General features: G+C 65.1%; 18 protein-coding genes. 4 read left to right on the forward strand and 14 right to left on the reverse strand.

Going from position 1 to position 16,015, the window contains the following annotated elements; genetic code table 11:
* The 5 genes from AC1DV8_RS11595 to AC1DV8_RS11615 form a co-directional block, all read right to left on the reverse strand.
* Nucleotides 1-563: flagellin N-terminal helical domain-containing protein (locus AC1DV8_RS11595; RefSeq protein WP_477157567.1), on the reverse strand; the 563-nt coding region annotated here is incomplete at its 3' end.
* 250 nt (nucleotides 564-813) lie between these two features.
* A complete protein-coding gene (locus AC1DV8_RS11600) occupies nucleotides 814-1,137 on the reverse strand; it encodes a hypothetical protein (RefSeq protein WP_477149634.1) in 324 nt (107 codons plus the stop codon).
* A 98-nt stretch (nucleotides 1,138-1,235) separates the two neighbouring features.
* Entirely contained in the window at nucleotides 1,236-1,709 is a 474-nt protein-coding gene (locus AC1DV8_RS11605; RefSeq protein ID WP_477157568.1) for a hypothetical protein, read from the reverse strand.
* Nucleotides 1,710-2,066: a rod-binding protein gene (locus AC1DV8_RS11610; RefSeq protein ID WP_477157569.1), complete on the reverse strand. Its 357-nt coding sequence runs from the start codon at nucleotides 2,064-2,066 to the stop codon at nucleotides 1,710-1,712.
* On the reverse strand, nucleotides 2,066-3,151 hold the full coding sequence (locus AC1DV8_RS11615) for a flagellar basal body P-ring protein FlgI (protein WP_477149745.1): 1,086 nt from the start codon (nucleotides 3,149-3,151) through the stop codon (nucleotides 2,066-2,068). The genes AC1DV8_RS11610 and AC1DV8_RS11615 overlap by 1 nt, the downstream gene beginning before the upstream one ends.
* 268 nt (nucleotides 3,152-3,419) lie before the next feature.
* Here AC1DV8_RS11615 and AC1DV8_RS11620 point away from each other — a divergent pair, with 268 nt between their 5' ends.
* Nucleotides 3,420-3,836: a flagellar assembly protein FliX gene (locus AC1DV8_RS11620; RefSeq protein ID WP_477157570.1), complete on the forward strand. Its 417-nt coding sequence runs from the start codon at nucleotides 3,420-3,422 to the stop codon at nucleotides 3,834-3,836.
* 115 nt (nucleotides 3,837-3,951) lie between these two features.
* Nucleotides 3,952-4,365 carry an RNA polymerase-binding protein DksA gene (dksA, locus tag AC1DV8_RS11625; protein ID WP_055882371.1) on the forward strand — a complete coding sequence of 138 codons (414 nt, stop codon included), beginning with the start codon at nucleotides 3,952-3,954 and terminating at the stop codon, nucleotides 4,363-4,365.
* A gap of 67 nt (nucleotides 4,366-4,432) precedes the next feature.
* Here dksA and AC1DV8_RS11630 read toward each other — a convergent pair whose 3' ends face one another.
* The gene (locus AC1DV8_RS11630) at nucleotides 4,433-4,942 is read right to left on the reverse strand and encodes a GFA family protein (RefSeq protein WP_477157571.1); all 510 of its coding nucleotides are present in this window, start codon (nucleotides 4,940-4,942) and stop codon (nucleotides 4,433-4,435) included.
* A complete protein-coding gene (locus AC1DV8_RS11635; protein WP_477157572.1) occupies nucleotides 4,939-5,589 on the reverse strand; it encodes a TetR/AcrR family transcriptional regulator in 651 nt (216 codons plus the stop codon). The genes AC1DV8_RS11630 and AC1DV8_RS11635 overlap by 4 nt, the downstream gene beginning before the upstream one ends.
* Nucleotides 5,590-5,745: 156 nt before the next feature.
* On the opposite strand from AC1DV8_RS11635, the gene AC1DV8_RS11640 reads away from it, so the two are divergent.
* The gene (locus AC1DV8_RS11640) at nucleotides 5,746-6,717 is read left to right on the forward strand and encodes an alpha/beta hydrolase (RefSeq protein WP_477157573.1); all 972 of its coding nucleotides are present in this window, start codon (nucleotides 5,746-5,748) and stop codon (nucleotides 6,715-6,717) included.
* Between the two features lie 47 nt (nucleotides 6,718-6,764).
* Here AC1DV8_RS11640 and AC1DV8_RS11645 read toward each other — a convergent pair whose 3' ends face one another.
* Together AC1DV8_RS11645 and AC1DV8_RS11650 are read right to left on the reverse strand one after the other, a co-directional pair.
* Entirely contained in the window at nucleotides 6,765-7,349 is a 585-nt protein-coding gene (locus tag AC1DV8_RS11645; protein WP_477157574.1) for an SH3 domain-containing protein, read from the reverse strand.
* Between the two features lie 10 nt (nucleotides 7,350-7,359).
* On the reverse strand, nucleotides 7,360-7,812 hold the full coding sequence (locus AC1DV8_RS11650; RefSeq protein ID WP_477157575.1) for a hypothetical protein: 453 nt from the start codon (nucleotides 7,810-7,812) through the stop codon (nucleotides 7,360-7,362).
* A gap of 228 nt (nucleotides 7,813-8,040) precedes the next feature.
* On the opposite strand from AC1DV8_RS11650, the gene AC1DV8_RS11655 reads away from it, so the two are divergent.
* Complete coding sequence (locus AC1DV8_RS11655; protein ID WP_477157576.1) at nucleotides 8,041-9,603, forward strand: Na+/H+ antiporter NhaC family protein; 1,563 nt, start codon at nucleotides 8,041-8,043, stop codon at nucleotides 9,601-9,603.
* Here the strand turns inward: AC1DV8_RS11655 and AC1DV8_RS11660 are convergent.
* The 5 genes from AC1DV8_RS11660 to AC1DV8_RS11680 form a co-directional block, all read right to left on the reverse strand.
* A complete protein-coding gene (locus tag AC1DV8_RS11660) occupies nucleotides 9,600-10,373 on the reverse strand; it encodes an ATP-binding cassette domain-containing protein (RefSeq protein WP_477157577.1) in 774 nt (257 codons plus the stop codon). The two genes, AC1DV8_RS11655 and AC1DV8_RS11660, sit on opposite strands and share 4 nt — an antisense overlap.
* Nucleotides 10,370-11,500: an ABC transporter permease gene (locus AC1DV8_RS11665; RefSeq protein ID WP_477149623.1), complete on the reverse strand. Its 1,131-nt coding sequence runs from the start codon at nucleotides 11,498-11,500 to the stop codon at nucleotides 10,370-10,372. Before AC1DV8_RS11665 ends, AC1DV8_RS11660 begins: the two co-directional genes overlap by 4 nt.
* An 80-nt stretch (nucleotides 11,501-11,580) precedes the next feature.
* Nucleotides 11,581-12,558, reverse strand: a complete 978-nt coding sequence (locus tag AC1DV8_RS11670) for an ABC transporter substrate-binding protein (protein ID WP_477149622.1) — start codon at nucleotides 12,556-12,558, stop codon at nucleotides 11,581-11,583.
* Nucleotides 12,559-12,678: 120 nt separating this feature from the next.
* Nucleotides 12,679-14,259 (reverse strand): ABC-F family ATP-binding cassette domain-containing protein, encoded by a 1,581-nt coding sequence (locus tag AC1DV8_RS11675; protein WP_477149621.1) that lies wholly within the window; start codon nucleotides 14,257-14,259, stop codon nucleotides 12,679-12,681.
* A 118-nt stretch (nucleotides 14,260-14,377) separates the two neighbouring features.
* Entirely contained in the window at nucleotides 14,378-16,006 is a 1,629-nt protein-coding gene (locus AC1DV8_RS11680; RefSeq protein ID WP_477149620.1) for an MFS transporter, read from the reverse strand.
* Nucleotides 16,007-16,015: the final 9 nt, after the last annotated feature.

Below are 16,015 nucleotides of genomic sequence, written 5' to 3' on the forward strand. Positions count from 1 at the left end.
ATGGTGACGGTCGTCGCGGCACCGCCGTCGACGGCGATATCGAATGAGATATCGTCGGCTGCGTCGGTGAAGGTCACGGCCGCGAAGTTGGCGGTCGAGGTGAAGGTACCAGCGGTAGCGGCAGAGCCGGCGCCGGTGGTGTTCAGGTTGATGCTGACCGGTGCAGTGCCGACGGCGCCGCCCTCGAACGAGATCGTCTTGGCAGTGGTGGTGCCGATCGCGGTCGCATCGAGCGCATAGGACATGGTCTTGAACGACTTGTCCTGGCGCGCCTGACGCAGGGCCGACTGCATCGACTCGACGGTCTTGGTGATCGAAGTCACGCCGTTGTCGGCGGCTTCGATGGTCTTGATGCCGTTAGACATCGAGTCCAGCAGGTTTGCCATGTCGGACGCACGACTATTCAGCGACGCGGCAGTGAAGAAGTTGGTCGGATTGTCGAGCGCAGTGTTCACCTTGAGGCCGGTGGCGAGACGCTCCTGCGTCTTGGCCATGGAGGCAGCGGTGGACTGGAGGCTCAGGAGGTTCGAGCGAACCGCCTTTGACAGGTTAACTTCCGGCATGGGTGAAATCCCTTCTGGCTAAATCGATAATCTCGTCCTGAGATTGAGCTGATCGTAGCCTCGGCCGGCTTAAGAATGGTTAACGAGATGCTTCCTGACGCAGTTAATTTTGTGTTCCATGACACGGCTGTGTCACACGTAAAGCCTTGGTCTGTCTGATAAAAGCGACGCCACGGCAATTCCTGCCCAGCATCGCCGCGCCGGCCCGGAGTTAGGGAATCGAGATGCGGCGGGGCAGAATCGAGGTCGGTCAGACCCGTCGGTCGTGGAGCGCGAGCGAGCCCTGGGCGGGCAGGTCGGCGCTGCCCAGCCGCAGGATGATCTCGCGGTCGCTTGTCGGCTTGGGCGGCAACTGCCCTGAGAGCAGTGCGGCTGCGAACGCGGATCCCGGCGGCGGTGGCGGCGCAGGCAGCGGCGGCAGCAAAGACGCGAGGCTGTTCTGCGAGGGCGGCGGGGGAGGGGTGTCGGGCTGGTCAGAACCGGCGCGGGAATCGCCCAGCAGCGAGCGCGAACGATAGTCCGCGACAGCTCCGAGTCCCGTGCTGATCGGTTCGGGCGCTATTCTGGCGCTCATGACCGGCATTCCCAATTATCAACTAGCTGGGAAGCATGCCGGTCCCGGCTTTCGTCCCGCTTTCGCGGCTCGGGACAATTTTCAGAAAACTGTAGCGATCAAAGGGCCCGGTTGATCGACACGCCGCTGGCGATCTGCGGCGGCTGGCCGGCGATCTCGCCGTTGGCGCCGTAGGTCTTGGGGCGTGCTTTGGCGCTCATCGCCTTGGCCACGTCTGTGAGCAGGTCCTCGGTGACGGAGCGTGCCGTGGCGATGACGCGCAGGTTTTCCGCCATCTGCATCGCTAGCTTGTCATGGCCGCCGAGCAGCGCCTCCACCAGTTCCGGCGCCTCGGCCCGGAGCCGCGGCCCCTGGCGCTGCACCGATCGGGCAAAGCCCATGTAGTCCTGCGCCAGCCGGGTCTTCTCGGCAGTCAGCTCGCCGGCATCCTTGGCGCGGCCGGCGCGGAGCAGGGTGGTTTCCTGGTTCAGCACCACGACCAGGCTCTCGAGCGTTTCCATGGCGAGCCCGCAGAGTTCCGCGGCGGGCAGAGAGTCGAGAGCCGCGAGGCGTTCGGCAGCAGCATTCATCATTTACAGCGCTCCACTGATTTTTGTTGGCGTCGTGTTCTTGGGGATCGAGTTCTGCGCGGCTTCCTGCGCCGCGATGAGGTCCGGCAGCAGGGCATCGGCGAGGCCCACACCACCCGAGCGGGCCAGCACGTCGGCCATCTGTTCGGCCTGCATGCCGCGCCATGTCTCCTCGGCGAAGCCGCCGCCCATGGCGCTTTCGTCGGTCTTCAGCGAGGAGAACATTTCCTTCATCAAAGTGTTGAGGAAAACACCTTCAAGGTCCTTTGCCTGCTCGCGAAGATGTCCAACCTGGGCAGGCGAGAGTGTGGTCGTCTTGCTTTGGCTGGCGTAGCCGAGGCCAGAGGCGGAACTCAGCATCAGAGCACCTCGATCTCGGCCTGCAGCGCGCCGGAGGCCTTCACTGCCTGCAAGATGGCGATGAGATCGCGCGGGCTGATGCCTAGAGCGTTGAGGCCGTCGACCAGTTGCTGGAGGCTGACCGATTCCGGCACCACCGCGAGTTTGGTCTCACTGGTGTTTACGGAGAGGTCGGTGCGCGGCTCGACTGCGGTCTGCCCCAGGCTCAGCGGATTGGGCTGCACCACCGTCGGGCTCTCGGCGATGGTCACCGTGAGGTTCGATTGCGCCACCGCGACGGTCGAGACCCGCACATCCTTGCCCATGACGATGATGCCGGAGTTCTCGTCGATGACAATCTTCGCGGGCAGGTCGGTTTCGATCACCAACTGCTCGATATCGGTGAGCAGGTCGACAATGTTGCCGTTGAAGTTGCGGGGCAGGTTAAGCCGGATGGTCGCCGGATCCTCAGGCGTCGCGCAGGGCACGCCGATGAAGTCGTTGATGGCGAGGGCGATGCGCCGCGAGGTGGTGAGGTCGGGGTTGCGGAGCGCCAGCCGCAGCGTGCGTTGCGCGCCGAGTACGAAGCCGATTTCGCGCTCGATCAGGCCGCCCGAGGAAATGCGACCGGTCGTCGGGACGCCCGACACCACCGAAGCGGCGTCGCCTTCGGCCGAGAAGCCGTTGATGGTCACCGAGCCCTGGGCGATTGCGTAAACCTCGCCATCGGCCCCGAGCAGCGGAGTTACCAGCAGTGTGCCGCCCTGCAGGCTCTTGGCGTCGCCGAGAGCGGCGACGTTGACGTCGAGCCGCGAGCCCTGGGTGGAGAAGGCCGAGAGGTTGGCCGTCACCATCACAGCGGCGACGTTGGCGGTTCGCATGTTCTCGCCGCGGGTGTTGACGCCCAGCCGTTCCAGCATCGCCTGCAGGCTCTGCTTGGTGAAAGGCGAGTTGTTGAGGCCGTCGCCGGTACCGTTGAGGCCTACGACCAGGCCATAACCGACCAGCTGGTTGTCGCGCACGCCCTCGATGTTGACGACGTCCTTGATGCGGGCTGCGGCGGCGTAGGTAACGCTCGGCTGCGGCACGAGCAGCACTGCGGTCATCAGGCCGAGCAATGCGCGCTTGAGATTGATTTTAGCCATCTGGCAGTCCCCGAAAGTGCGGCACATCCCCATGCGCCGTGATTGCCAGTGGTGTTGCGAGAACCGTGCCAAGTTTGCTCGTTGGAACTAGTGTATTGAAATTGCACATAAAAACAGAAAACCAGAGTGCCGGTGGAGGCCAGGTCGGCAAGTCCTGCCGGGCGGGTTAACGTTTGCTTAACCGCTGACGGCAGATTTTGCCGGGCAGGCGACGAGACGGGTGAGTCCGGTGCGGATCGAAAACAATGCGTGGGTAGGTAATGTGGCGGGGCGCTCAGCGGCCGGTCGCAGTTCGTCCGGCGCGGCGTTCGAGATCGGGCAGGGGCCGCAGGCGCAGGAAGCTCGTCCCACCGCCACGATCGCCGCCGCCACGTCGCTTGACGCCCTGTTGGCGCTGCAGGCGGTCGAGGATCCGCTGCTGAAGCGCAAGAAAGTGGTTCGCCGCGGCGCTCAGCTGATCGATACGCTCGAGGGGCTGCGCAGCGACCTGCTGGTCGGCCGGATGGCTGAGGGGCGCCTCAACCAGCTCATGGCTGTGTTGACCCAGGCGCGGGAGCAGAGCGAGCCCGGATTGGACGCGCTGCTCGACGATATCGAGCTCAGGGCCCGCGTCGAGCTGGCCAAACGCGGACTGTACCTCGCCTGACACAGTCGGGAACTACCTGCTCACGTGTTAATCACCAAGCTTTTGAACGCTTGCAGAACATACCCTTACGCCACTATAAGGCCCGCCATTAGGGGCGTTTTGGAATCGAGTCAGAATGTCGACTGAAGTTCTTGAATACCGACCTACTCAGGACGAACCATTTATGAACCCGCGGCAGCGGGAGTACTTCCGGCAGAAGCTGGAGCGGTGGAAGAGCGAGATCCTCGCAGAAAGCCGCGAAACGCTCGAGAACCTGCAGGAAGAAAGCCAGAACCATCCGGACATGGCCGACCGCGCCTCCTCGGAGAGCGATCGTGCCCTTGAGCTCCGCACCCGCGATCGGCAGCGTAAGCTGATTTCAAAGATCGACGCGGCGCTCAAGCGGATCGAGGACAACACCTACGGCTACTGCGAAGAAACCGGCGATCCGATTGGTATCGCCAGGCTCGACGCCCGGCCGATCGCCACGCTCTCCCTGGAAGCCCAGGAAATGCACGAGCGGCGCGAGAAGGTGTACCGCGACGAGTGATAAGCAAGGCCCGCAGCGATGCGGGCCTTCTTGTTTTGGCTTTCAGCCGGTTGCACAGACCGCTCAGTCAGCGGCCGAGCAGCATGCCGATCTTGGCGGCGACCAGCCGGGCCACGAACGTGAATGGCACGCCGCTGACGCTCGGCATGTCCGCGGGCAGCGCGACGTCATCGGGCGTGAACCTGGTGTTGATTCGCATCTCCAGCGGCGGAGCTTCAGCCGCGAACCGGTCGCGATAGATCGGCGTCCAGTGCAGGATCGGGGCCAGTTGCACGAGCATGGCGGAGTTGCAGCAACTGGCCACCATGCGGCTCGTGGTCGAGCTTGGCTTGAGCTTGTAGCTCTCCAGAAGCTCCGCGCCCTTTGTGCATCGGATGCGATCGTTGCGGTAGAGTGCGTAGGGCGTGCCAGAGCCGGCATCCAGAATCGCGGGCGCGCCGGGTAGGGCCTCGATCATGCGGGAGCCGGTCTGGCAGTCGTCGCAATGGCAGACGACGCTGATGACCGGCGCGCCGCTCATCTCGACCTCCACCTGGCCGCACACGCAGCGTGCCACATACCGGGGCGTCCGACTCATCTCCCAGGGTTGCCGTAGGCGGCCAGAAATACGCGGACACCGGCCTCGGCATTGCGTCTGAGTTCCGCTGGCGAGGGTATTGCAGCGTCGCCGAGCAGCATGGCCTGGTTCAGCGGTGCCGACATGATCAGCCAGTTGAAGTGGGAAGCGGCGGTCGCGGGGTCGTCGATCTTCAGCAGGCCGCGTTGGGCAAGGCCCTGAAAGACCGAGGCAAGCATCGCCATGGCCCGCGCCGGTCCGCGCTCGTACAGCACCTTTGCCAGTTCGGGAAAACGCGTTACCTCGCCGATCACCAGGCGCCGCAACTGCATGATCCGGGGCGTCAGTACAACCGTGAGTTGCCGCAGGGCGTATTCGACCAGATAGGCCGCAAGGTCGTCGCCTTCGGGGAGCTGTTCGACATCGTTGTGCACCAGGTCGCCCGCGCCGGTCGTCATGCCGCTGACGATCTCGATGAACAGCGCCTCCTTGCTGGAGAAATGTTTGTAGACGGTCTGCTTGGATACCGCTGAGAGCGCCGCGATCTCATCCATGTTGGTGCCGAGGTAGCCGCTCTTCAGGAACACCTCGGTTGCCGCATCGAGGATCGCCCGCCGTTTGCGGGCGGAGCGCCCGTCGCTTTCCGCGTCCGTCGCTTGGTCGGTCACCTCAGATCCCATCGCCCACTTCCAAAACGTCCCACAGCCCGGATTGACCGCACAGTACTGGACAGTCTAGTTTCTGACAATAGACAGAACTGGACGGTCCAGTTCTAGCTGGCGACCTGCCGGCAGACGGGGCGCCGATCAGAAGCGGAGAGTTGGATGCCAAACAGAAGCTTCATGCTGGCCGTCGCAGTAGCAGGCTCGGTGGCCCCCGCAGCGCCGCCGGTCCTGGCGCAGACCACGATCAAACCTCATTCCGATGTGCAATCCACAGGAGACGTCACCATGACCCAGTCGACCAGGTCAGCCACGCTCAAGGTTCCCGGCGCCACCCTCTACTACGAGGTGCAGGGAACCGGCCCGATGCTGCTCATCATCGCCGGCGGTCCGCAGGATGCTGGGGTGTTCGCGGAGCTCTCGAAGCACCTCGCCGACCACTACACCGTCGTCGCATACGATCCGCGCGGCAACTCGCGCAGTACATTCGACGGCGAGGTGAAGGCCCTGTCGATGGACGAGCAGGCCGATGATGCGGCGCGGCTGATCGAGGTGGTTGGCGGTGGCTCGGCCTATGTGTTCGGCACCAGCGGCGGCGCGCAGATCGGGCTGAACCTCACGGCGCGCTATCCGAAGCTGGTGAAGGCGCTGGTCGCGCATGAGCCGCCGACGGTGATGCTGCTCGATGATCCGACCGAGGCGATGGCCGTCGATCAGGACCTCTACGCTACCTACAAGCGTGATGGCGTCGACGCCGCGATGGGCAAGTTCTTCGCCGACAATGGCCTCGACGCGTCCGCTAACATGGACGACGCGCCTCCCGAGTTCGCGATGCCGCCGGAAGAGGTCGAGACCTTTGCCCGGGTCAGCGGCAATTTCGAGTACCGGCTGGCGCACGGCCTGATGCCGCTGTCGCTGTATCGCCCGGAGGTCGACACGCTCCGCAGCGGCGATCCGCCGATCGTCGTTGCCATCGGCGAGATGTCAAAGGGACAGCCGATCGAGGAGATGGGGTTGGCCTTGGCCCGCAAGCTGAGCGTGGCGCCGGTGCCGTTCCCAGGCGACCACATGGGCTTCGGTCCGCAGGCACCGCAGTTCGCCGAAGCGCTGCATCAAACGCTCAGCGCCAACTGAACCACCTACAGATCCCGGCCCCGGCCGGGATCTTCGTCGGCGCTCGCCTAGTGGAAAGCGCGGAAGGACGAGATGTTGCTATCCAGCCACCAGGGCAGGTTAGCGACATCACGATTGAAGGCCTCGCAGCGGCGGAAGTTGCGATCCTCGCACACCTGCACGGTCATGAAGCCGCGGATGCTGATCGAGGAAATGCGGTTGTTCCAGACGCCGAGATTGCTGTTGCTGTCACCGGGCCGGACACAGAAGCTGCGGCCGCGGAAGCGGACGTTCTCGTAGAAGCACGCGCCGCGGCCGATGGCCGAGCCACCACCGCTATCACCGCCGCCACCGGTGCGCGAGAGGAAGTTCTGCGATACCCAGCCGCTGGGACCGCCGTGATTGACCCAGCACCAGCCGCCAGTGCAGTTGCTCACCCGCACGCTCTGGCCGCTGCGTAGCACGTCGACGACGGCGTAGCTGGTTCCTGGCCCGCGCCGGACATTCACATTGGCAGTCGCTACGGCGTTGCCGACGCCGCTGCCGCCACCCGGATTGTCCGGGACGATGACGAATGTCTCCTGGGCAGATGCCTGGGTGAACGCCCCCAGGCCGGCGACCATAACGGCCGCCAGGAACAGTACTTTCAGCATTTCGATCTCCTCACATGCGGCTGGCGGTGAAGACCCGCGGTCCCTTGAAGCGGACGCTGGGGCGATAGGTGCAGCGCAGCGACTGGATCAAGAGCGAGCCGATCCGTCCGAAGATGCGGCCGGCCGGCCGGCAATCCATCGTCGCGCGCTCCCACGCAACGCCACCGCCGCACGATGCGCGCTGGATGTCGGCGTGGATGTCCCGACCATTGGCGCGCCAGGTCAGCCGGCCGTCGCAGCGGACGCCTCCACCACGCACAGTGTAGGAGCCCGGCCGGGTCAGGCAGAAGTTGAACTGGTAGGGGCCGAACAGTGTCTGGTTGGCCCGGTAGCAGCCGTTGACTGGCACGCCCTGTGGATGATCGGGGACGATGACGAAGGGCTCCTGCGCAACTGACGGTGCTGGCAGCACCGGCGTCAGCGCGAAGCATGCGGAAACAAGCAACGTGAGGAGATTGCGCAATGTACGCTCCCGTACAAAGATGATGGAGAGTTGTCGGCTAGCTCTATGTCGTTGTTGATATCAAGTGACGGCGATATGAAGTACGATAACTGACCTTATCGGTTCAAAATGACTGAAGCTAGTCGTCAAATTGTTGAGATTCATTTGATGACACATGGACGAGCGCGGCGAGCGGAAGCTTAGTCAATGCCTGAGATTACTGATGGCGCGTTTACGCGGAGAGCCGATATGGCCCGCAGCAGGCTGCCCAGAGAGCTTGGCCACCCCGAGGCAGGTGAGGGGGCGACGTTGAGCAAGCAGCCCGCCGCGCCGCGACAGATCCGCGAACCCTCCTATTTCGACGCCTTGGCCCCACTCGTGGTGCTGGCGGTGCTGATTGCCGGCGCCGTCATGCTGTTCGGGCTCGATGCAACAGATGGGCCGCTGCAGGTCGCCATCATCCTCGCCGCGATGTTCACCTCGTTCATTGTCATGAAGAACGGCCATAGCTGGGAGGAGGTGGCCGAGGCCGGACGGAAGGGCGTCTCCTCGGTGGTCAGCGCGATCTTCATCCTGTTCGCCGTCGGGGCGCTGATCGGCACCTGGAACATGTCCGGCACCATCCCGACGCTGGTGTACTATGGCATCCAGGTGATCAACGCCGACTGGTTCTATCTCGCTTCGGTGCTGGTCTGCGCCGCCATTGCCATGGGCATCGGAAGTTCATGGACCACCGCCGGCACGATTGGGGTGGGGCTCGTCGGGTTGTCGGTCCTCGCGGGCGTGTCGCCCGCCATCACGGCCGGCGCCGTGATTTCCGGCGCATATGTCGGCGAGAAGCTCTCCCCGCTGTCGGAGACCGCCATTCTCGCCGCGCAGCTCACCGGCACGACGATCTACGACCACCTGCGGGCGCAAATCTGGACATCGGTACCTGCGCTGGTCATCGCGGTGCTTGGCTTCAGCATCCTCGGCTGGGCGGACAGTTCCAGTGGCGCAGGCGACAGCGTTATCGCCTCCGAGCTGTCGGCGCTTTCGCACCTGTTCAACATCACGCCGCTCAGCCTCCTGCCGCTAGTGCTGCTGGTGGTGCTGTCGATCCTACGCGTGCCGCCATCGCTCGCCATCACCGGGTCGGCGTTGTGCGCCGCGGCGCTGGCCCCATTCCTGCAGGTCGAGGCGGTGCTGCGCTTCGTCAACGAGCCCTCACTGCCGCTCCCCGCTGCATTCATGAAGGCGGCTTGGGAGGCGATGTCGTCCGGCTTCCGGGCCAATTCCGGCATCGAGGTGGTCGACGGCCTGCTGTCGCGCGGCGGCATGGCGAGCATGCTGTTCACCATCTGGCTGATCCTCGGCGCACTGGTCTACGGCACGCTACTCGACGAGTTCGGCCTGCTGCTGAAGCTGGTGACCCCGGTGCTGATGCGGGCCCGCAGCACCGGCTCACTGGTCTCCACTGTGGTCGGCACCGCCTTCGGGCTCAATGTCGTGGCGGGCGACCAGTATGTCGCCGTCGTGCTCCCGGCGCGTATCTTCCGGGCCGAGTTCAGGAAGCGCGGCCTGGCGCCGACCAACCTGTCGCGTGCGGTGGCCGATGGCGGCAGCGTCACCTCGCCACTGATTCCATGGAACTCGTGCGGCGCCTACATGGCCGCCGTACTGGGGGTGCCAACGCTGGTCTACCTACCGTTCTGCCTGTTCAACATCGCGAGCCCGCTGATCACCATGTTCTACGGCTTCAGCGGCATCAAGATCGAGCGAATCGACCCGCAGCACACGGACGCGCCCACCGAAGTGGTGCCAACGCCCTAGGCGACAGCGGCGCGCGGCGTGTCGTCCAGAGCCCCCACCATGTACTGCACCAGCTCGGACGCATTGGTCTCGCCGGTCCGTTTCTCGGTTACCTTGCGCCCCCGATGCATCACCACGATGCGGTCGGCGACTGCGAACACGTCCGGCATGGTGTGGGTGATGAGGATCACCGGGACACCCTGGTCGCGGAGGCGTCGGATCAGCTCAAGCACCTTGTGCTGCTCGGGCACGCCCAGGTTATTGGTCGGCTCGTCCATGATCATCAGGCGCGCCTTCCAGTAGATGGCTCGGGCGATCGCCACCGCCTGGCGCTGGCCGCCGGAGAGGCTCTCGATCGGCTGGGTCAGGCTGGGGAAGTGGATGTCGAGCGCCGCAAGGCTGCCTTCGGCCTCGACCAGCATCTGCCTGTCGTTCAGCGTGCTGATGAGGCCGCCCAGATAGCGGTGCTTCATCTCGCGGCCGAGGAAGATGTTGGCCGGAACGTCGAGATTGTTGGCCAGCGCCAGGTCCTGGTAGATCGTCTCGATGCCCACGCGCCGTGCGTCGATCGGGCGGGGGAAGCTCACGGGCTTGCCCTCGAAGCGGATCTCGCCTCCGTCGGCCAGATGCACGCCCGAGACGCACTTGATCAGCGTCGACTTGCCGGCGCCGTTGTCGCCCAGCAACGCCACCACCTCGCCGGGATTGATGTCGAGGCTGACGTCGTTGACGGCGGTGAGGCCGCCAAAGCGCTTCACCATGTTGCGGATCGAGAGGACGGGCTCGGTCATGAGCGGCCTCCCCGGCGGCCGAGGATCAGGTCGCGCGACTGGTCGATCAGCACCGCGATGATCACCACCGCGCCGACGACGATGAATTGCCAGAACGCCGGCACGTTGAGCATCACCAGACCGGTAGTCAGCACTGCGATGATCAGCGCGCCGATCACGGTGCCGATGATCGAGCCGGCGCCGCCGAATAGGCTGACGCCGCCTATGATCACCGCGGCAATGGAGCTCAGGAGCAGTGCGTCGCCGATCACCGCCGAGCCGGCGGTGAACCGCAGCGTCGAAAGGAACCCGGCGACGCCGGCGGTGGCCGAGCTCAGCATGTAGAGCTTGATGATATGGCGATCGACCGGGATGCCGGTGCGCAAAGCCGCCTGCATGTTGCCGCCAATGGCGTAGGTGTGACGCCCGAACTGGGTGCGGCGGAGCAGGAAAATGCAGAGCATCACCACGATCGCGGTGATCACCACCGGCCAGGGGAGGATGCGGTCCATCTGGCGCAACAGTTCGCCGGTGACCTCGGGCCTGTCGAGCACGTAGAAGCCGCCGCCCTCGCCACGCACCCAGTAGAACAGCGACTCGTTGCCGTAGTCGCGGATTTCGGCGGGCAGGCCGATGACCGTGGTGTTCTCGGAAAACAGCAGCGCCATGCCCCGGACGATGAACGAGGTGCCGAGCGTGACGATGAAGGCCGGCACCTTAAGCTTGGCGATGATCAGCCCGTTGCAGAGCCCGACCACCGCCGCACCGCCGACCGCCGCGATGAAGCCGAGCACCACCGACAGGAACAAAGGCACGCCGGCATTGTACGAGGCGCGGATCGCATGGGCCGACAGGACCGAGGCAAGGCTCATCACCCAGCCGACGCTGAGGTCGATGCCGGCGGAAATGATGACGAAGGTCTGGCCCAGCCCGAGCAGCAGCACCGGCACGATAGCGACGAGAATGTTCTGGCTATTGCGAACGGAAAGGAATGTTGCCCCGCCGAACAGCGGCACCGCGACGATGAAGAACAGGATCATCAGGGCGAGGAAGACCCACGCCCAGAGCCGGCTCGCCATCAGGATGAAGCGCTTGCCGGCCGAGAGGGTTGGCTCCTCGAAACCCGCCATTGCCTTGGTGTCCGCCACGTGGCCCCCGAAAACGCTCGAAACGACAGGTTATGCCGAGGGCGCCGCAGCGTCCTCGGCACGGCTAGGCTGGGGTACCGTCAGTTGCCGGTCTTGTAGATGAAGCGCGAGAAGTTCGGATCGGTGACGTTGTCCTTGTCGAGGATCGCGAAACCGGTCTCGACGCGCTTGGGCAAGCTGGTCACGCCCGCTGCATCGGCAACCGCGAACTGCACGGCCATGTAGCCCATGTCGAATGGCTTCTGTGCCAGCACCAGCGACACCACACCCTTGCCCATGAGCTCGATGGCCTCGGCCGTCGCGTCGTAGGCCACAACCTGCACATGCCCGCCGAGCCCGGCATTCACCACCGCATTGCCAGCGCCACCGGCGCTGAACACGTTCGTGCCGAAAACGCCGGCGAGGTCGGGGTTCTGCTCGATCACGGCAGCGGTCTGCTGCGCGGCCTTGTTCTGGTCGTCGAGGTTGTAGTCGGGCCCCAGCACCTTGATGTCGGGGAACTCGTTCTTCATCACCTCGGCAAAGCCTTGCTCGCGGCCTTCGACCGACGAGACGTTGGGGTTGGTGGAGTTGATGTAGACCGTGCCCTTGCCGCCGATCGCCTTGGCGAGGCCGCGGGCCGAGATGCGGCCGCCTTCGACGTTGTCCGAGCCGATATAGCTGATCGGGAACTTCACCGGGCCGTTGGCGTAGTCGCCATCACCGAGGAAGGTGTCCACGGTGATGATCTTGATGCCGGCATCGAGCGCTGCCTGCAGCGGCGCCACCATCTGGTCCTTATCAGTTGGCGCGGTGATGATGTAGTTGAGGTCGCCGCGGGCGACCAGCGCATCGAGGATCGGGGTCTGCGCCTCGACGCCCCAGGTCGGCGGCACCTGGGTGACGACTTCGACACCGAGGTCCTTGGCCGCGGCTTCGACGCCAAGTTGCATCACTTGGTAGAATGGGTCGACCACGCCCGGCAGGAAGCCGATCTTGATATCGGCGGCCGAAACGACGGCAGTTGAGAGCAGAAGCGTGCCCAACAGGGCAGCAGTCATAGTCGACGCACGACGCATCGCAGTCCTCCCCTCTATTGTTATGGCCCGGCGGCTCCTTAGAACTCCACCGCCGGATGGCTAACGATAGGCCCGCACAGTCATATTTGTAAACTGGTTGGATAAATTCTTGACCGTCACTTAGCCGAGCGCCACTTCGCGCTGGATTCCGATCGCCCCGAGGAAATCGCGATCATGGCTCACCACCAGCAGGGCGCCGTCGTACGCGCTCAGCCCGGCCTCCACCGCCTCGATGGCGTGGATGTCGAGATGATTGGTCGGCTCGTCGAGGATCAGCAGCTCGGGCGGACGTCCGCTGCCGAGGGTGCAGGCCAACCCCGCGCGCAGCATCTCGCCGCCGCTCAGCTGGCTCACCGGCTTCAGTGCCGCATCGGCCCGGAACATGAATCGGGCAAGGGCGGCGCGCGCAGCGTTCTCGGCATCGTCCGGGTTCAGCCGCAGATAGTTTTCGCGGATGGTTTGGCCCGGATCGAGCAGGCTCACCTCCTGGTCGAGCAGGGCGTGCCGCCGGGCGATCCGCACCGCGCCACTCACCGGCGCAAGCGCACCGGTGATCAGCCGCAGCAGGCTCGTTTTTCCCGACCCATTCGGCCCAGTGATCGCAACGCGCTCGGGCCCGGTGATCGCAAGGCTGAGATCGCGGATCAGCGGAGCCTCGAGCACCGGACCGCCGGTTAGCCGGTCGAGCTGCAGCACGGTCGTGCCGTTCGAGAGGCCGCTCGGCTCCAGCTTCACCGCCATCGGCTGCAGCACTTCGATCTCCAACTTGGCGGCGACCAGCGCGCTGCTGGCCGAGGCGCGACGGCGTTCGCTGAGCTTGGCCTGTTCGCCGCCGGTCTTTTCCGAGTTGTCTTTCATGCCGCCCAGCATGATCCGCGGGATATCGCCTTTGGCTGCCTTTCGGGCGCCGGCTCCGTCCTTCTTGGCTTTGCGCTCGCGCATCATCTGCGTCTTGCGGTCCAGTTCGCCAAGCGTGCGACCCGCTGTGGCGAGGCCATGCTCCGCTGCCGCTAGTTCGGCGTCCTTCCGCTCACGATAGAGGTCCCAGTTGCCGCCATAGGTGCGGGCGCCGAGCGTCGTCAGTTCGACAATCGCGTCCATCTCCCTCAACAAAGCCCGGTCGTGGCTGACGACGATCGCGCCGCCGCGCCAGCTCCGCAGCAGCTCTGCCACCGCAGCTCGCCCGTCACGATCGAGATTGTTGGTCGGCTCGTCGAGCAGCAGCATGTCCGGCTGGTCAAGCAGCAAGGCGGCCAGAGACAGCCGCGTGTGCTGCCCACCGCTGAGTGTCGCAATCGAGCGGTCGAGCGTCAGCGGCGGCAGGCCGACTTCGGCAAGCTCCGCCTCGATGCGCGAGGGCAGCAGCCAATCGGCCTCGGCGGCATCATCCACCGTACCGGCGCCGGCCTCCAGCCGGTCGAGCCGTGCCAGTTGTTCGGCACAACCAAGGGCCTCGGCGACGCTGGCGTCCGAGCGCTGTACCGCTTGCCGCAGCACGCCGAGCGTGCCCGACACGACAATCTCGCCGCGCGACGGCGCGAGTTCGCCAACCAGCAGCTTGAGCAGCGTGGTCTTGCCGGTGCCGTTGCGGCCGATCAGGCCGGTACGGACGGGGCCGAACGAGAGGTCGAGGTCTGAGAAGAGAGTGACGCCACTAGGCGTCTTGTAGCTCACTGCTTTGAGCGAAATAGAACCGGGCATAGTTGGACTCCGGGTGACGGATCAGGGTGTTTTGATCGGTCAGTCGGTCGTCCATCGGGCACCAGCCTGTTGAGTTGCGGATGGCCGGAAAATAGGTACGTCGGCCCGGATGTCAACCTCAGGGCGGATCGATGGTGCGGTTGGCGGCGATTGCCGCGAACCAGTTGGGCGGGCGCTCGATCATCCGCCGCACCACCGGGCGTTCCGGCCCCTGATGCAGGTTGCGCAACTGCTCGCCGATCACCTCATCGGCGTGCGTGAGGCGTTGGTTGTGCCGCGCATACTCGGTCCAGGTCGGGCTTTTGTAGCTCTCGATCCAGACGTCAGTCTGGCTGAGATCGCGGCGCAGCACCCATTCGCGAGCGCCATCGCGCATCCGCACCCGCTTCCGGTCCGCCATCACGCGCAGGAATTCACGCACGTCCTGCGGCCGGATCTTGTACTCGATGCTGATGACGATCGGACCGGAGCGCGGCTCGATCGGCAGGCTGATCTGCGGCTCCTGCCAGCGGTTCGCCGGATCGAGGTCGAGCATAACGCGCGGCGGAATTGCCAGCACCAGCCCGACAGCAGCGCCGACCACCAGGGCGATCGCCGAGGCCAGAAGGGCGGTGCTCACGCCGAACTCCTCGCCGGCGAGACCCCACAGCCAACTACCAGCCGCGAGGCCGGCAAAGGTCGCCGTCTGGTACAGCGACAGCGAACGCCCCACCACCCAACGCGGCGTCGAGAGTTGCACCGTCACGTTGAACAGGGTCAGCGCCAGCACCCAGCAAGCGCCGCCGAGCAGCAGGGCAACGCCCGTCAACCAGGGAGAGGGGCTGAGCCCGGTGGTCGCAGCGCAGGCGGCAAAGCCGAGGAATGCCAGGCGGACAATCGCTTCGCTGGAGAACTGCTCTGCCAGCCGGGCGCTGACCAGCGCGCCGCCCACGGCGCCAAGGCCGAAGGCGCCAAGCAGCAGACCGTAGACCAGCGGGCCGCCGTCCTGGATCTGGCTCGCCACCACCGGCAGCAGCGCCAGCACCGAGCTGGCGGTGAGGCCGAAGATGAAGCTGCGGACCAGCACCTTTCCCATCTGCGGCGACAGCGCCATGTAGCGAACGCCGGCAAACATCGCCGCGCCAACCGCCTCACGGGGCAGGCCGGCCGGGGTCGGTGCCGGCTTCCAGCGCAACAGCACAAACAGCAGCCCGAGATAGCTGAAGAGGTTCACCGCAAACGCCGCTGCCGCTCCTGCGACGGCCACGATGATGCCGCCGACCGCCGGGCCGAGGCTACGCGACAGGTTGAAGCCGATGGAGTTGAGCGCCACCGCCGAGCCGACGCTGGAGCGCGGCACCAGGTCGCCCACCGAGGCTTGCCAGGAGGGGTTGTTCATGGCCGTGCCGCAGCCGATGAGGAAGGTGAAGGTCAGCAGCAGCCACGGGGTGATCAGCCCCATCAGCGCGGTGATGGTCAGCAGCGCCGACACCGCCAGCATGAAGAACTGCGCCGCCAGCATCACCCGGCGGCGCGGGAAGTTGTCGGCAATGGCCCCGCCGAGCAGCGAGAACAGCATGATCGGCAGCGAGGTCGAAGCCTGCACCAGCGCCACCAGATCAACCGAGTTGGTCAGCGCCGTCATCATCCAGGCCGCGCCGACGCCCTGGATCAGGGCGCCGAAGCTCGAGACGAGGTTGGCGATCCAGATATTCCGGAATGTGCCGTGCTGCAGAGGCTGCAGGACCGATTGTCGATCCTTGGCCATAGCCGTCCT

Source organism: Devosia sp. P3_B2 (assembly GCF_056402875.1).

Coding starts and splice junctions, on each gene's coding strand:
- AC1DV8_RS11615 (WP_477149745.1), bottom strand. CDS start 3,151: ATGACCGCAGTGCTGCTCGTGCCGCAGCCGAGCGTTACCTACGCCGCC.
- AC1DV8_RS11675 (WP_477149621.1), bottom strand. CDS start 14,259: ATGCCCGGTTCTATTTCGCTCAAAGCAGTGAGCTACAAGACGCCTAGT.
- AC1DV8_RS11600 (WP_477149634.1), bottom strand. CDS start 1,137: ATGAGCGCCAGAATAGCGCCCGAACCGATCAGCACGGGACTCGGAGCT.
- AC1DV8_RS11655 (WP_477157576.1), top strand. CDS start 8,041: ATGGCCCGCAGCAGGCTGCCCAGAGAGCTTGGCCACCCCGAGGCAGGT.
- AC1DV8_RS11605 (WP_477157568.1), bottom strand. CDS start 1,709: ATGATGAATGCTGCTGCCGAACGCCTCGCGGCTCTCGACTCTCTGCCC.
- AC1DV8_RS11645 (WP_477157574.1), bottom strand. CDS start 7,349: ATGCTGAAAGTACTGTTCCTGGCGGCCGTTATGGTCGCCGGCCTGGGG.
- AC1DV8_RS11630 (WP_477157571.1), bottom strand. CDS start 4,942: ATGAGTCGGACGCCCCGGTATGTGGCACGCTGCGTGTGCGGCCAGGTG.
- dksA (WP_055882371.1), top strand. CDS start 3,952: ATGTCGACTGAAGTTCTTGAATACCGACCTACTCAGGACGAACCATTT.
- AC1DV8_RS11670 (WP_477149622.1), bottom strand. CDS start 12,558: ATGCGTCGTGCGTCGACTATGACTGCTGCCCTGTTGGGCACGCTTCTG.
- AC1DV8_RS11640 (WP_477157573.1), top strand. CDS start 5,746: ATGCCAAACAGAAGCTTCATGCTGGCCGTCGCAGTAGCAGGCTCGGTG.
- AC1DV8_RS11680 (WP_477149620.1), bottom strand. CDS start 16,006: ATGGCCAAGGATCGACAATCGGTCCTGCAGCCTCTGCAGCACGGCACA.
- AC1DV8_RS11660 (WP_477157577.1), bottom strand. CDS start 10,373: ATGACCGAGCCCGTCCTCTCGATCCGCAACATGGTGAAGCGCTTTGGC.
- AC1DV8_RS11610 (WP_477157569.1), bottom strand. CDS start 2,066: ATGCTGAGTTCCGCCTCTGGCCTCGGCTACGCCAGCCAAAGCAAGACG.